Raw genomic sequence first — 15,105 nt, forward strand, 5'->3', positions numbered from 1 at the left:
CGCCTGGCATTTTTGTTTCTGGCCGGTAGAGAAGTGTTGGCTGTAATGACGCCTTCGCGAGCAAACCCGCTCCCACATGGGATTGCATTTCAAATGTGGGAGCGGGCTTGCTCGCGAAAGCGTCAACACGATTTGCCGGAATAAACATCGAACACCCCACCGCCCCAAGGGTCTGCTTCCTATACCCTCGAATTCTTCATTCAAAGGAGATGCTGACATGTCCGACCCTCTGACCCTCAATCAACGCTTCGTGCTGGCCTCGCGGCCGGTGGGCGCGCCGACCCCTGAGAACTTCCGTCTGGAGCGCGAGGCGCTGGCGGACCTTGAAGACGGCCAGGTGTTGCTCAAGACCCTGTACCTGTCGCTCGATCCCTACATGCGCGGGCGCATGAGTGACGCGCCGTCCTACGCGGCGCCGGTACAAATCGGCGAGGTGATGACCGGCGGCGCTGTCAGCCGGGTCGAGCAGTCGCGTCATCCGAAATTCCACCCCGGCGATCTGGTGGTTGGTGCCACCGGCTGGCAAAGCCACAGCATCAGCGATGGCCGCAACATCATCCCGATCCCGTCCGGCCTGCCGAGCCCGTCGATGGCGCTCGGCGTACTGGGCATGCCAGGCATGACCGCCTACATGGGCCTGATGGACATCGGCCAGCCGAAAGAGGGCGAGACCCTGGTGGTCGCCGCCGCTTCCGGCGCGGTGGGCTCGGTGGTCGGCCAGGTCGCCAAAATCAAGGGCCTGCGTGCCGTCGGCGTGGCCGGCGGTGCCGAAAAGTGTAAATACGTGGTCGAGGAACTGGGCTTCGACGCCTGTATCGATCACAAGGCACCGGACTTCGCCGAGCAACTGGCCAGGGCCTGTCCCAAGGGCATCGACATCTATTACGAAAACGTCGGCGGCCATGTCTTCGATGCCGTCGTGCCGCTGCTCAATCCCAAGGCGCGGATCCCGCTGTGCGGCCTGATTGCCGGTTACAACGCCTCGGAAGCGCCGAAAGGCCCGGATCGCTTACCCGCCTTGCAACGCACACTGCTGACCAAGCGCGTACGGATTCAGGGCTTCATCGTGTTCGACGACTACGGCGACCGTCAGCCGGAATTCATCAGCGCGATGGTGCCGTGGGTGCGCGACGGCAAGGTGAAATTCCGCGAGGATGTGGTCGAGGGCCTGGAGCAGGCGCCGCAAGCATTTATCGGGCTGCTGGAGGGGCGTAACTTCGGCAAACTGGTGGTGCGGGTCGCCCGGGACTGAGGATTTGACGCTGGCCGGAGGCGCGGGTATAAACCGCGTCTCGTTGTTTTGTCGGACTTTTTCCCCATGAGCTTCAGCCCTTTGATTCGCCAACTGATCGACGCCCTGCGAACTTTGCCGGGCGTGGGTCAGAAAACTGCCCAGCGTATGGCGTTGCAGTTGCTCGAACGTGACCGCAGCGGCGGTACGCGCCTGGCCCAGGCCTTGAGCCAGGCCATGGAAGGGGTCGGACACTGCCGCCAGTGCCGCACGCTGACCGAAGACGATCTGTGCCCGCAATGCGCCGACACCCGCCGCGACGACACGCTGCTGTGCGTGGTGGAAGGGCCGATGGACGTCTACGCGGTCGAGCAGACCGGCTTCCGCGGGCGCTACTTCGTGCTCAAGGGGCACCTGTCGCCGCTGGACGGCCTGGGCCCGGAAGCCATCGGCATTCCGCAGTTGATGGCGCGGATCGAAGAGGCGGGCACCTTCACCGAAGTCATCCTCGCCACCAACCCGACCGTGGAAGGCGAAGCGACGGCCCACTACATCGCCCAGTTGCTGCAGAACAAAGGCCTGATCGCCTCGCGTATCGCTCACGGCGTGCCGCTGGGTGGCGAACTGGAATTGGTGGACGGCGGCACGCTGGCCCACTCGTTTGCCGGGCGCAAGCCGATTTCCCTTTGAGCCGCACAATCCTGTTGAAAACCAAGCAAGCGCTCGGTTAAGTTCGGCGAACCCTTCCATGGAGTTCGCCGATGCCCGCCTTCCAGGAATACTTCGACCCCAGCCACCAAATGGTTCGCGACAGCGTCAGACGTTTCGTCGAACGCGAGATCCTGCCGGACATCGATGCGTGGGAAGAAGCCGAAAGCTTTCCCCGTGAGCTGTACCTCAAGGCCGGTGCGGCCGGCATCCTCGGCATCGGTTACCCCGAAGCGCTGGGCGGCAGCCACGAAGGTGATCTGTTCGCCAAGATCGCCGCCAGCGAAGAACTGATGCGCTGCGGCTCCGGCGGGCTGGTGGCCGGGCTCGGTTCGCTCGACATCGGTTTGCCGCCGATCGTCAAATGGGCCCGGCCCGAAGTGCGTGACCATGTCGTCCCTCAAGTCCTTGGCGGCGAGAAGATCAGCGCCTTGGCTGTCACCGAACCGGGCGGCGGCTCCGACGTCGCCAACCTGCAGACCCGCGCTGTACGCGATGGCGATCATTACCGGGTCAGCGGCAGTAAAACTTTTATCACCAGTGGCGTGCGCGCCGATTACTACACCGTCGCGGTGCGCACCGGCGCGCCCGGTTTTGGCGGTATCAGCCTGCTGCTGATCGAGAAGGGCACGCCGGGCTTCACCGTCGGCCGGCAACTGAAGAAAATGGGTTGGTGGGCGTCGGACACGGCTGAATTGTTCTTCGACGATTGCCGGGTGCCTGTAGGAAACCTGATCGGCGCTGAAAACATGGGATTCGCCTGCATCATGGGCAACTTCCAGAGCGAACGTCTGGCATTGGCGTTGATGGCCAACATGACCGCGCAACTGGCGCTGGAAGAAAGCCTGAAGTGGGCGAAGGACCGTGAAGCGTTCGGCAAACCCATCGGCAAGTTCCAGGTCATCAAGCATCGCCTCGCGGAGATGGCCACGGCGCTGGAAGTCTCGCGGGAGTTCACCTACCGGCAGGCGGCGAAGATGGCGGCGGGGCAGAGCGTGATCAAGGAAATTTCCATGGCCAAGAACTTCGCCACGGACACTTCGGACCGGATCACCAACGAGGCAGTGCAGATTCTTGGCGGGCTGGGTTATATGCGCGAAAGCCTGGTAGAGCGGCTGTTCCGGGATAACCGCATCTTGTCGATTGGCGGCGGGACGCGGGAAGTGATGAACGAGATCATCAGCAAGCAGATGGGGCTTTAGATTTTGTGGTGACGCTGGTGGCCCTTTCGCGAGCAAGCCCGCTCCCACATTCGATCGTGTTCCATCAGAGGAATGCGGTCGAATGTGGGAGCGGGCTTGCTCGCGAAGGCGTAATGGCAGGCGCCGCTTATTTATCAGTCAACGCAAACTGCGTCAGGCAGAACGTAGGAATCCCCATGTCCTCCAGACGCTGAGAACCCCCCAGCTCCGGCAGATCAATGATCGCCGCCGCTTCATGAACGCGGGCGCCCATGCGGCGGATCAGGTTGGCCGCTGCGATCAGCGTGCCGCCGGTGGCGATCAGGTCATCGAACATCACCACCGAATCGCCTTCACACAGGCTGTCGGCGTGTACTTCGAGGAACGCTTCGCCGTACTCGGTCGCGTAACCTTCAGCCAGCACGTCCGCCGGCAGTTTGCCTTGCTTGCGGAACAGCACCAGCGGCTTGTTCAACTGATAGGCCAGCACCGAACCGATCAGGAAACCGCGCGCATCCATCGCGCCGATGTGGGTGAAGTCGGCTTCCACGTAACGGTGGGCGAAGCTGTCCATCACCAGGCGCAGGGCCTTGGGCGACTGGAACAGCGGGGTGATGTCGCGAAAGATCACGCCCGGTTTCGGGAAATCGATCACAGGGCGGATCAGGGATTTGATGTCGAAGGAGTCGAAGACCATCGTCGAGGTGTCCTGGCAGGGCTGCAAACGGCGCAGTATACCCGCGGCTGAAACGATACGCTCGGCCGCGGGTCGAGATCAGACTTCGAGCGAGCCGCCAGCCAGGGCGCAGAGCTGGATCGGGTCGAGGATATGGATTTCCTTGCCCTCGGCGGCGATCAGTTCGTTCTGCTGGAAGCGGGTGAAGACCCGGGACACGGTTTCCACCGCCAGCCCCAGGTAGTTGCCGATTTCATTGCGCGACATGCTCAGGCGGAACTGGTTGGCCGAGAACCCGCGAGCGCGAAAACGTGCGGACAGGTTGACCAGGAACGTAGCGATGCGCTCGTCGGCGGTTTTTTTCGACAGCAGCAACATCATTTGCTGGTCGTCGCGGATTTCCCGGCTCATCACGCGCATCAACTGACGGCGCAGCTGCGGCAGTTGCAGGGCCAGTTCGTCGAGGCGTTCGAACGGAATCTCGCAGACCGAAGTGGTTTCCAGCGCCTGGGCGGAAACCGGGTGTTTCTCGGTGTCCATGCCGGACAGCCCGACCAGTTCGCTCGGCAGGTGGAAACCGGTCAGTTGTTCTTCGCCGGTGTCGCTCAGGCTGAAGGTCTTCAGGGCGCCGGAGCGTACTGCATAAACGGAATCGAAAGTGTCGCCCTGACGGAACAGGAACTCACCCTTTTTCAACGGGCGGCCACGTTTAACGATTTCGTCCAGCGCATCCATGTCTTCCAGATTCAGCGAAAGTGGCAGGCAGAGAGGGGCCAGGCTGCAATCCTTGCAATTAGCCTGGTTGTGAGCGCGCAGTTTAACTGGCTCGGACATTTCTTTAATCCTTGTGGGAAAACACACATAAGGCGTAAGGGTAACCCAGCGGAGGACATTCAGGCCAGTCTGTGGCGAGATTGCCCCCACGGCATAAAGCCGCAGGAATCACGGCCGATAAACAGGTATCTGACGGCATGCAAGGAACCGCTTCGATGACTGCTATTGGTACGCTGACCCCCGGTAACAGTGGTGTTGCGTCGTTGCTGGAAAGTGCTGAAACCTCCGTTGACGATGAGTCCGGCACAGACGCGGCATCATTGGGAAGCCCGACCTTGGTCGAGGGCGTCAAAGTGTCGCTGTCCGGTGCCGCCATTGTAAAATCCGCCGGTTCCGGCGGGAAAAACCGCGATATCGAAGAAAGCGGCCTGCCTGAAAACGTCCAGCAATTGCTGAAGATGATTCGCAAGTTTCGCCAGCAGATCGCCGAGAAGAACGCCCAGATCAATGCGCTGATGGCCAACAAGACCCTTTCCAACGAAGAGCGGTTCGCCAAAATTGCTGCCCTCAAAGGCGCCATCTCTGCCCTCAACAACGGTCTGATCACCGCCAACCTGTCCCTGGCCAAGGTCATCGACCAGTCGGGCCTGAACGCTGACCAGAACCTGAAAACCAACGCGCTGCTGATGAAGAGCTAGATCACCCGCGAAAAACGCTGGCGGTTCTGCTGTTCCAGATACGCGTCGAACACCATGCACACCGATCGCACCAGCAGGCGCCCGGCCGGCAGCACGGTGATGCGCTCGCGATCCAGTTCGATCAGCCCGTCCTGCGCCATGCCCTGCAATTGCGGCCAGAGCGCGCCGAAGTAACCCTGAAAATCGATATTGAAGCTGCGCTCGATCTCGGCGAAATCCAGGCTGAAATTGCAGATCAGTTGCTGGATCACCGCCCGGCGCAAGCGATCGTCAGCGTTGCACACCAGACCTCGGCTGGTGGCGAGTTGCGCGCCAGCGAGGGTGTTCTGGTAGTGATTGAGATCGCTGCTGTTCTGGCAGTAAAGATCGCCGATCTGGCTGATGGCCGACACGCCCAGGCCGATCAGGTCGCAATGACCGTGGGTGGTGTAGCCCTGGAAATTGCGTTGCAGGGTCGATTCTTCCTGGGCAATCGCCAGTTCATCGTCGGGCAGGGCGAAATGGTCCATGCCGATGTAGCGATAGCCGGCGGCGGTCAGTTGTTCGATGGTGCGTTGCAGCATTTCCAGTTTCTGCGCCGGGCTCGGCAGTTCGTTGCCGTTGATCCGCCGCTGCGGCATGAAGCGTTCCGGCAGGTGCGCGTAGTTGAACACCGAGAGCCGGTCCGGTTGCAGGCTGATGACTTCCTCGACGGTACGGGCGAAGTTGTCCGGGGTCTGCTTGGGCAGGCCGTAGATCAAATCGATGTTGATCGAGCGAAATTGCAGGGTGCGCGCCGCGTCGATCACCGCACGGGTTTCTTCCAGGCTTTGCAGGCGATTGACCGCCCGTTGCACCGCCGGGTCGAGATCCTGCAGGCCGATGCTGACCCGGTTGAAGCCCAATTCGCGCAGCAGGCCCATGGTCGACCAGTCGGCTTCGCGCGGGTCGATTTCGATGCCGTAATCGCCGGAGTCATCGTCCAGCAGATTGAAATGCTTGCGCAGGTGCGCCATCAACTGGCGCAATTCATCGTGGCTGAGAAAGGTCGGCGTACCGCCGCCGAAGTGCAGTTGCTCGACTTTCTGCGCCGGGTCGAGGTGGCAGGCGATCAGCTGGATTTCCTGCTCGAGCCGTTGCAGATAGGGCAGGGCGCGGCCGCGATCCTTGGTGATGACTTTGTTGCAGGCGCAGTAGTAGCAGATGTTCGCGCAGAACGGCACGTGCACGTACAGCGACAGCGGGCGCAGGGCCTTGCGACTGTCGCGCAGGGCGTGAAACAGGTCGAAGGTGCCGACCTGACTGTGAAATTGCACGGCCGTCGGGTACGAGGTGTAGCGCGGCCCCGCCAGGTCGTAGCGGCGGATCAAATCGGTGTCCCAACGAATGGCGTCGAGCATGCGGGCATTCCCCCGGATAGGCTGGCAGTGTGCCGAGTCTAGGGGAGGGCACAAAAAGGCGTCTTGATTTGCATCAACGGGATCAGTGGCCCATCAGCCAGTGCTGGTGCGGCCCCGGTAGGGTCCAGATGCCGAACAGGATCACCAGCAGACCGCCGGCCACGCGCACGCTGCGTTTGCGCAACAGTGCCGTGACCCGTTCGGCCGCGAGTCCGGTTGCCAACAACACTGGCCAGGTGCCGAGCCCGAAAGTGAGCATCAGCAAGGCGCTGTCGAGTGCATTACCCTGACTGGCCGACCACAGCAACGTGCTGTAAACCAGCCCACACGGCAGCCATCCCCACAGCGCGCCGAGCAGTAAAGCCCGGGGCAGGCTCGACACCGGCAGCAGACGATTGGCGACAGGCTGAATGTAACGCCAGAGTCCACGACCCAGGCTTTCGATGCGGGTCAGGCCGCTCCACCAACCGGCCAAGTACAAGCCCATGGCGATCAGCAGCAACCCGGCGAGTACGCGCATGAACAGCGCAGCAGGACTGTTGGCCACCGCCCATCCCGCCAGCCCGATCAGCAATCCCGCCGTGGCATAGCTGAGTATCCGCCCAAGGTTATAGGCCAGCAGCAGTCGAAAGCGCCGGCTGCGTTGTTCCTTGGGAATCGCCAGGGTCAGCGCGCCCATCAAGCCGCCGCACATGCCCAGGCAATGCCCGCCGCCGAGCAGGCCGAGAATCAATGCAGACACCAGCAGTGGCGCCAGTTCAAGCATGGGGTGGCGCCTTGTCGTCCGGTTTGCTCGGGTTGGCTTCGTCCACTGCGGCGGTGTGGTTTGGGTCTTGATCGTCGAACAGGATGCTGTGGGCCGGGCCGTCGAGGTCGTCGTACTGGCCGCTGTCCACCGCCCAGAAGAAGATGTAGACGGCGATGGCCACGATCAGCAGCGCGGCCGGAATCATCACGTAGAGAGCTGGCATCTGTACTCCATGCCCGCGCGGCTCAGGCCGGCAGCGGGCGGGTTTCTGATGTGGCGCTGACGGCCGGCGCACTCGGCAGGCGAGTCAGGCGCAGGGCGTTGAGCACCACGGTCAGCGAACTGATCGACATGCCGACGGCGGCCCACACCGGAGTGATCCAGCCGAGGGCGGCGAACGGCAACATGAGGCCATTGTACAGCGCGGCCCACAACAGGTTCTCGATGATCACCCGACGGGTGCGACGGGCCAGCGTGAAGGCTTGTACCAAGGCGTCGAGGCGATTGGACAGCAGCACCGCGTCGGCACTGGTTTTCGCAAGGTCAGTGGCCGAGCCCATGGCCACGCTGATGTCCGCAGCGGCCAGCACCGGCACGTCGTTCACGCCGTCGCCAAGCATCAGCACCTTGCGGCCGTCCTTGTGCAGTTGTTGCAGCACTTGCAGCTTGTCGTCCGGACGCAGACCGCCCCGGGCCTCGTCGATACCCAGTTCGGCAGCGACACTGGCGACCATCGGCGAACTGTCGCCCGACAGCAACAGTGTGCGCCAGCCGCGCGCCTTGCACGCGGCGAGCAGGGCCGGGGCGTCGTCGCGCAGACGGTCGTCGAGGGCGAACCAGGCCAGCGGTCCCTGACGGTCACCGAGCAGCAACCATTGGCCGGGTTCCTTCGGCATCGATGGCACCGGCGCGCCGCTGAGATCACAGACAAAATCCGCCTGACCGATGCGCATACGCTGTTCGCCAACCAGCCCTTCAAGCCCCAGCCCCGGCGTGCTGTGGACATCTTCGGCAGCCAGCGGCGCGCGACCGAAGGCGCGGGCGATCGGGTGTTCCGAACGGTTTTCCAGTGCGGCGGCGAGGCTCAGGCACTGATCGCTGTCCAGGGCGCCAAGCGGGCGAATCGAGCGCAGCACCAATCGGCCTTCAGTGAGGGTGCCGGTCTTGTCGAAAATCACCGTGTCGATCTGGTTCAGGCCTTCCAGCACATGGCCGCGGGTCAGCAGCAGGCCGAGTTTGTGCAGGGTGCCGGTGGCGGCGGTCAGCGCAGTTGGTGTTGCCAGAGACAGCGCGCACGGGCAGGTCGCAACCAGCATGGCGAGGACGATCCAGAACGCTCGCGACGGATCCAGTTCCCACCACAACAGGCCGATGGCGGCGGCGGCGATCAATGACAGCAACAGAAACCATTGCGCGGCGCGGTCGGCGATTTCCGCCAGCCGTGGTTTTTCCGCCTGGGCGCGATCCAGCAGACGGACGATGGCTGACAGCCGGGTGTCCTGGCCGAGCGCTTGCACTTCGACGGTCAGCGCGCCTTCCACGTTCAGCGTGCCGGCAGTGACGGCATCGCCCTTGGCGCGGGGCTGCGGCAGGTATTCGCCGGTCAGCACCGATTCGTCGATACTCGACTGGCCATCGAGGATCTTGCCGTCCGCCGGCAGCACCGAGCCTGGTTGAACCAGCACCCGATCACCGAGGCGCAGTTCGCTGAGCAGGATGCGCTCGCTCTGGCCGGATTCGTCGAGGCGCAGACACGAGGCGGGCAGCAGATTGACCAGTTGCGCGGTAGCAGCGGCGGTGCGTTCGCGGGCGCGACGTTCGAGGTAGCGCCCGGCGAGCAGGAACAGCGCGAACATGCCCACCGCGTCGAAATACAGCTCGCCGACCCCGGTGATCGAGGTCCAGATCCCGGCGACATAAGCCGCGCCGATCGCCAGCGACACCGAGACGTCCATGGTCAGATGGCGAGTGCGCAGGTCGCGCATGGCGCCTTTGAAGAACGGTGCGCAGCTGTAGAACACGATCGGCGTGGTGAGGAACAGCGCGACCCAGCGCAGGATGGTGTGCAGCTCCGGGCTGAGGTCGATATTGAATTCCGGCCATGTGGCCATGGTCGCCATCATCGCCTGGAACCACAGCAGCCCGGCGACGCCGAGTTGGCGCAGGGCGAGGCGGTTTTCGCTGGCCAGTTGTTCGCTGGCGCGGTCGGCCTGATACGGGTGCGCGGCGTAGCCGATGTGGCGCAGTTCACCGAGGATCTGGCTCAGCGGCAATTGGGTGTCAGCCCAGCGCACATGCAGGCGATGGTTGGACAGGTTCAGCCGCGCCTCGGCCACGGCGGGCAGGGTGCGCAGGTGTTTCTCGATCAGCCAGCCGCAGGCGGCGCAACTGATGCCTTCCATCAGCAACGTGGTCTCGGCCAGTTCACCTTCGTGGCGCACGAAAGGTTGCTGCACGTCGGCGCGGTCGTACAGCTCAAGCTCATCGACCAGTTGCACCGGCAGCGCTTCGGGGTTGGCCGAGGCTTCGCTGCGATGCTGGTAATAGCTTTCCAGCCCGCCGGCAACAATGGCTTCGGCCACGGCCTGACAGCCGGGGCAGCAGAACTCGCGGGATTCCCCGAGCACGACAGCGGTGAAGCGGCTGCCCGAAGGGACGGGCAGGGCACAGTGGTAGCAGGGGATGGGGGTGGTCATCAGGAAAAGGCTTACTTCTTCAGGTCTTCAGCACCCTGCAACGGCTCATCACCCAGCAACAAATCCTTGTCATGGCTGACCAGTTCTTCCTCGAACATCCGCCACACGTGATCATCCTGGGTGCCCAGCAATTCGACAAAGCGCCGGCCTTCGATCTTGTCGCTCAACTGGCCAATGTAGCGGCCCGTTTCAGTCTCGCTGCGGGCCAGGACGATCTTGCGGTCCTTCTCCGGCTGGGTCGGCGAGATCAGGTTCAGTTCCAGGGTTTTCGGCTGGCTGTCGCCGCTCAGGCGCAGGTCGACTTCGCCGGTGACGTCATCCAGGTGCACGGCAGCGCGCATCTTCAAGGTCTGGGCCAGCAGCTCGCGATCCAGCGAACGGTTGATGCCTTTGCCGGCCTCGTAGTAGTTGTCGTTGACCAGGTTGTCCGGGTTGTTCACCGCGATGGTCACCATGGACAGTGTCAGGGTCACCGAACAGGCCAGAATCCCGATGATGATCCATGGCCAAAGGTGCTTGTACCAGGGACTTGCGGCGTTTGCTGCGGGCATGTTCAGTTCTCTCAACGATTTTGTGGGCCGATGAAACGGCTCTTGGCTTCTACGTGGACGCTGTCGTCATCGGCATCCTTGAGGATGAATTTCACCTCGTTGGTGCTCGACGGCAGTTGTTCAGGCGCGCTCGACAGTTCGACCGGCATGCTGAAAATTTCCCCGGCCGGCACCTTGATCTCGCGCTTGCCTTGCAGGCGCAGATCCGGCAAACCGGCGGCTTCCAGCACGTAGGTGTGGTCGCGCTGATCCTTGTTCATGATCTTCAGGCTGTAGACGTTTTCGATCCGGCCTTCGGCGTTTTCGCGGTACAGCACGCGGTCCTTGCTGACGTCGAAACCCACCAGCGAACGCATGAAGAAGGCTGTCACCAACAGGCTGATCATCGCCAGCAGCACCACGGCATAACCGATCAGGCGTGGCCGCAGTTTATGGGTTTTCTGTCCGGACAAGTTGTGTTCGGTGGTGTAGCTGATCAGCCCGCGCGGGTAATCCATCTTGTCCATGATGCTGTCGCAGGCGTCGATGCACGCGGCGCAGCCGATGCACTCGATCTGCAGGCCGTCGCGGATGTCGATGCCGGTCGGGCAGACCTGAACGCACATGGTGCAGTCGATGCAATCGCCCAGGCCCTGAGCCTTGTAGTCGACGCCTTTCTTGCGCGGGCCACGGCTTTCGCCGCGACGCGGATCATAGGAAACGATCAGGGTGTCCTTGTCGAACATCACGCTCTGGAAGCGCGCATACGGACACATGTAGATGCACACCTGCTCACGCAACCAGCCGGCGTTGCCGTAGGTGGCGAGGGTGAAGAAACCGACCCAGAAATACGACCAGCCATCGGCTTGCCCTGTGAAAAATTCGAAGACCAGTTCACGGATCGGCGAGAAATAGCCGACGAAGGTCATGCCGGTGACGAAACCGATCAACAGCCACATCGCGTGCTTGGCGAATTTGCGCAGGAACTTGTTGGCGCTCATCGGCGCCTTGTCGAGCTTGATGCGCTGGTTGCGGTCGCCTTCGGTGACCTTCTCGCACCACATGAAAATCCACGTCCACACGCTTTGCGGACAGGTGTAGCCGCACCAGACCCGGCCGGCATACACAGTGATGAAGAACAGGCCGAACGCGGCAATGATCAGCAGCCCGGAAAGCAGAATGAAATCCTGCGGCCAGAACGTGGCGCCGAAAATGAAGAACTTGCGCTCCGGCAGGTTCCACCACACGGCCTGATGGCCGCCCCAGTTCAACCACACCGTACCGAAATACAGCAGGAACAGCGCGGCGCCGCCCATCATCCGCAGATTGCGGAACAGGCCGGTGAAAGCACGGGTGTAGATTTTTTCTCGAGAGGCGTAAAGGTCGACGCTGTTGTTCGCGTTCTTGTTGGGGGGCGTGACGTCGTGTACCGGAATCTGATTGCTCATCATTGCATCCCACGGCAGTGGAAAAATGCCTCGGTCGATACGTGCCGGCCGGGGTCAAAAAGGGGTGTTGCAGTGGCCCAATGATACGCCTGTACTACCGACGAACGGGTGCGACCTTTGGTCGCGTTGGGGAAAATCAATTGATGGTGTAATGACTTGAATCAATTGACTTGTGAGGGATCACCCTTTTTCCCCGTGCCGATACATCAGTCTAGGCGATTCGTCAGCGTTGCGCTGCCTGGTGATCCGCACGGCCGAAAATCGGTACTTCGTTGTCCGGTTTTTCGTTGTCAATCTTCGAGAAGTTTTTTTGAAGTAAGGAACTCTGCTTTCTTTTGTTAGTATGTTTGAAACAAGTTTATTTAATTGTTCCTGCTGCCTGCTTTGAAAGGTTTCGTTTAATCGAATATGTTTGCGTCTGGCGATATTCGGTTGCCAGTTCGTGTTCAAGTTAAATGGAGTTTCAAGGCTATGACTTTTAATGGAGTTGTAAAGTTTCTGCTGGGTGTCTGTTTACTCTCTTCTGTTACTTTGGTTCATGCCGTTGAGGGCGCTCCACGGCATATGGTGTTCGCGTCTGACACGCAATATCCGTGGACTGACAAGACCGACAGCGGTGAGCCGGAATCCGATGCGGATATCGAAAAACGTGCCAAGTGGTTGGTAGACAGCCAGTTGGGCAGCATTGCCGAGTTTCGAAATGCCCATGGGGGGCAGGCTGCAATCCCCTTGGTAATCAATGGCGACATTACCGCTTTCGGCCACGGTTGGCAGCGCTCGTATATGAAATCGGCCCTGGAGAAGTACTTCAAGGGTGATTACCTGTATGGTTTGGGTAATCATGATTACGAAAATAATGTGGATGACTGTTTCAGTAATAGTTGTGCGGCGGGCAGTATTGTCGAGTTCAACGAATATCATAAGAACAAGGTGGATAATTTTGATCTCAAGGTTACCGGCGCTTTTCTGAATATTCTTTATTCGGGCAGTCTTGCCTACTCGAAAAATGTCGGGGAAGTTCATTTGGTGCAGCTCAACAACGAACCTACCTACTCCACGAAAATTGCCCATGCGCTGAATCCGACAACCTTCAACATCACCAGCGCACTGGACTGGCTGGAAAACGATTTGAGGGTGGCGAGAACCCAGGGCTACGCCATCATCCTCAACATGCACAAATGGGATGACTGGCAGGGGGACTGGCAACAGGAGCAGCGCTTTCTGGACATGATCGAGAAGTATGAAGTCACCGCCATCTTTGCGGGTCACTACCATACGCAAGGGGGAGGCAAGCGCTGGATGGGTAAGGTGCCGATGCTTCTCAGCGGCGCAACTTCCCAGCAGACGTACCTGGTCGCGAGTTTCTCGGAGGATCGCAAGCAGTTGCATGTCAATTTGATCGAGAACAATGACTGGCAAAAACCGCAACTCGTGCACACGGTTCCGGTGAAGTCGATTTGGGCCAGTCGCCCCTGAGCAGCGCCAAGGGCACAACTTTCATTGGTTTTATCCGGAGCACCGGACTTTATTCAAGGATGAAAATGTATGAACAAAAGCACTCTCAATGCACTCGGCATTAGTCAGGAAGAAATGGACGCACTGAACGTCATTCTCAATAGCTCCATTCCGGGCGCCGCCATTGCCGTCGCGCACCCGCAAGCAGCTCTGGCAGCGCTTGAGTCGGCCGAAGTTGCCGAGGAGACCAGGCAGAAGCGCAACCCGCCGGACGATGCTGGCAAGCCGCACAGACCTTCAGGCCTGGACAGTCTCGGTGGAGGCAATATTATTTGAGTCAATAGAAGGGATACAAAAAGGCCCCGCCAGTTCTCACTGGCGGGGCCTTTTTTTGCTTCAAGCGTTGGCCTTACTGGGCCTCGGCTTCCGCTGGTTTTTCACCGTGGGACAGGCTGTAAACATAAGCCGCCAGCAGGTGAACCTTGTCGTTGCCTTGCAATTGTTCCTGGGCAGGCATCTGGCCCTGACGGCCGTAACGGATGGTCTGCTGCAGTTGCGCGAAGCTCGAACCGTAGATGAACGCGGCAGGGTGGGTCAGGTCAGGTGCGCCCATCGCTGGCGTACCTTTGCCCGCCGGGCCGTGGCACGCCACGCAGTTGGCGGCGAACAGTTTCTGGCCGTTGGCCGGATCTGCCTTGGTGCCTTCCGGCAGCTTGCGGCCATCCAGGTTGGTCAGCACGAACGCGGCCACGTCGGCCACGCCTTGCTCACCGATCACTTCAGCCCAGGCCGGCATCACGGCGTGACGACCGCCCATGATGGTGGTCTTGATGGTTTCCGGCTCGCCGCCCCAGCGCCAGTCGGCGTCGGTCAGGTTAGGGAAACCATAAGCGCCCTTGGCGTCGGAACCGTGGCAGACCGAGCAGTTGGAGGCGAACAGACGGCCACCCATCTTCAGGGCTTGCGGATCCTTGGCGACTTCTTCGATTGGCATGGCGGCGAACTTGGCGAAGATCGGACCGAACTTGGCATCCGAACGCGCCATTTCCTTTTCCCACTCGTGAACGCCGGTCCAGCCGGTCTGGCCGTTGGCGAACGCGGTCTGCTTCTCGGTATCGAGGTAGTTGTAGCCCGGCAGCAGACCTTTCCAGTTGCCCAGGCCCGGGTACAGCACCAGATAACCCAGAGCGAAGACGATGGTGCCCACGAACAGCATGAACCACCATTTCGGCAGCGGGTTGTCGTACTCCTCGATCCCGTCGAAAGAGTGGCCCACCGTCTCGTCGGTCTGCTCGGTGCGCTGGCCCTTGCGGGTCGACAGCAACAGCCAGGTCAGGGAAAAGATCGTACCGAGACTGAGGACTGTGACGTACAGACTCCAGAATGTAGTCATTCTTTGTTACTCCTAGAAGCTTGCTCGACGTGCTTGATGGCTTCGGGATCATCCGCGAAGGGCAGCAAGGTCGCGTCTTCAAACTCCGACTTGCGCTTGGGGCTGAACACCCACAACGCCAGGCCGATGAAGGCAACCATCACGACAACAGTGCCCAGGCCTCGAATCATCCCGATATCCATTAAGAA

The 15,105-nt window shown here is 60.9% G+C and carries 16 protein-coding genes; 6 read left to right on the forward strand and 10 right to left on the reverse strand.

What is annotated here, in order from left to right; translation table 11 throughout:
- Positions 1–217: 217 nt before the first annotated feature.
- The 3 genes from KJY40_RS10435 (at position 218) to KJY40_RS10445 (ending at position 3,141) form a co-directional block, all read left to right on the forward strand.
- Positions 218–1,252, forward strand: a complete 1,035-nt coding sequence (locus tag KJY40_RS10435; RefSeq protein WP_230736573.1) for an NADP-dependent oxidoreductase — start codon at positions 218–220, stop codon at positions 1,250–1,252.
- A gap of 66 nt (positions 1,253–1,318) precedes the next feature.
- On the forward strand, positions 1,319–1,921 hold the full coding sequence (recR, locus tag KJY40_RS10440; protein ID WP_007951652.1) for a recombination mediator RecR: 603 nt from the start codon (positions 1,319–1,321) through the stop codon (positions 1,919–1,921).
- A gap of 71 nt (positions 1,922–1,992) precedes the next feature.
- On the forward strand, positions 1,993–3,141 hold the full coding sequence (locus tag KJY40_RS10445; RefSeq protein ID WP_230736575.1) for an acyl-CoA dehydrogenase family protein: 1,149 nt from the start codon (positions 1,993–1,995) through the stop codon (positions 3,139–3,141).
- Between the two features lie 127 nt (positions 3,142–3,268).
- Here the strand turns inward: KJY40_RS10445 and KJY40_RS10450 are convergent, their stop codons facing one another.
- Positions 3,269–3,817 (reverse strand): adenine phosphoribosyltransferase, encoded by a 549-nt coding sequence (locus KJY40_RS10450; protein ID WP_003223345.1) that lies wholly within the window; start codon positions 3,815–3,817, stop codon positions 3,269–3,271.
- Between the two features lie 78 nt (positions 3,818–3,895).
- Entirely contained in the window at positions 3,896–4,630 is a 735-nt protein-coding gene (fnr, locus tag KJY40_RS10455) for a fumarate/nitrate reduction transcriptional regulator Fnr (protein ID WP_007951654.1), read from the reverse strand.
- 155 nt (positions 4,631–4,785) lie between these two features.
- Here fnr and KJY40_RS10460 point away from each other — a divergent pair, with 155 nt between their 5' ends.
- On the forward strand, positions 4,786–5,268 hold the full coding sequence (locus KJY40_RS10460) for a hypothetical protein (protein WP_230736577.1): 483 nt from the start codon (positions 4,786–4,788) through the stop codon (positions 5,266–5,268).
- On the opposite strand, the gene hemN is transcribed toward KJY40_RS10460, so the two are convergent.
- The 6 genes from hemN to ccoG all read right to left on the reverse strand — a co-directional run bounded on the left by hemN (position 5,265) and on the right by ccoG (position 12,069).
- Positions 5,265–6,647, reverse strand: a complete 1,383-nt coding sequence (hemN, locus tag KJY40_RS10465; RefSeq protein WP_011333280.1) for an oxygen-independent coproporphyrinogen III oxidase — start codon at positions 6,645–6,647, stop codon at positions 5,265–5,267. The genes KJY40_RS10460 and hemN overlap by 4 nt on opposite strands.
- Before the next feature lie 82 nt (positions 6,648–6,729).
- On the reverse strand, positions 6,730–7,413 hold the full coding sequence (locus tag KJY40_RS10470; RefSeq protein WP_230736579.1) for a sulfite exporter TauE/SafE family protein: 684 nt from the start codon (positions 7,411–7,413) through the stop codon (positions 6,730–6,732).
- Positions 7,406–7,618 carry a cbb3-type cytochrome oxidase assembly protein CcoS gene (gene ccoS, locus KJY40_RS10475; protein WP_064378774.1) on the reverse strand — a complete coding sequence of 71 codons (213 nt, stop codon included), beginning with the start codon at positions 7,616–7,618 and terminating at the stop codon, positions 7,406–7,408. Before ccoS ends, KJY40_RS10470 begins: the two co-directional genes overlap by 8 nt.
- Before the next feature lie 22 nt (positions 7,619–7,640).
- Positions 7,641–10,091 (reverse strand): heavy metal translocating P-type ATPase, encoded by a 2,451-nt coding sequence (locus KJY40_RS10480; protein WP_230736581.1) that lies wholly within the window; start codon positions 10,089–10,091, stop codon positions 7,641–7,643.
- Between the two features lie 11 nt (positions 10,092–10,102).
- Positions 10,103–10,642, reverse strand: a complete 540-nt coding sequence (locus KJY40_RS10485) for a FixH family protein (protein WP_007951661.1) — start codon at positions 10,640–10,642, stop codon at positions 10,103–10,105.
- An 11-nt stretch (positions 10,643–10,653) separates the two neighbouring features.
- Positions 10,654–12,069 (reverse strand): cytochrome c oxidase accessory protein CcoG, encoded by a 1,416-nt coding sequence (ccoG, locus tag KJY40_RS10490; protein ID WP_230736584.1) that lies wholly within the window; start codon positions 12,067–12,069, stop codon positions 10,654–10,656.
- Positions 12,070–12,540: 471 nt separating this feature from the next.
- On the opposite strand from ccoG, the gene KJY40_RS10495 reads away from it, so the two are divergent.
- Positions 12,541–13,545 (forward strand): metallophosphoesterase family protein, encoded by a 1,005-nt coding sequence (locus KJY40_RS10495; RefSeq protein ID WP_230736586.1) that lies wholly within the window; start codon positions 12,541–12,543, stop codon positions 13,543–13,545.
- Between the two features lie 69 nt (positions 13,546–13,614).
- A complete protein-coding gene (locus KJY40_RS10500) occupies positions 13,615–13,860 on the forward strand; it encodes a hypothetical protein (protein ID WP_230736588.1) in 246 nt (81 codons plus the stop codon).
- A 73-nt stretch (positions 13,861–13,933) separates the two neighbouring features.
- Here the strand turns inward: KJY40_RS10500 and ccoP are convergent, their stop codons facing one another.
- Both ccoP and KJY40_RS10510 read right to left on the reverse strand, forming a co-directional pair.
- Positions 13,934–14,917, reverse strand: coding sequence for a cytochrome-c oxidase, cbb3-type subunit III (gene ccoP / locus KJY40_RS10505; RefSeq protein WP_102717707.1), 984 nt, complete (start codon positions 14,915–14,917; stop codon positions 13,934–13,936).
- Positions 14,914–15,099 (reverse strand): CcoQ/FixQ family Cbb3-type cytochrome c oxidase assembly chaperone, encoded by a 186-nt coding sequence (locus KJY40_RS10510; RefSeq protein ID WP_003175465.1) that lies wholly within the window; start codon positions 15,097–15,099, stop codon positions 14,914–14,916. The genes ccoP and KJY40_RS10510 overlap by 4 nt, the downstream gene beginning before the upstream one ends.
- Positions 15,100–15,105 lie beyond the last annotated feature (6 nt).

The sequence above is a fragment of the Pseudomonas fitomaticsae genome (assembly GCF_021018765.1).
Lineage (GTDB): Bacteria > Pseudomonadota > Gammaproteobacteria > Pseudomonadales > Pseudomonadaceae > Aquipseudomonas > Aquipseudomonas fitomaticsae.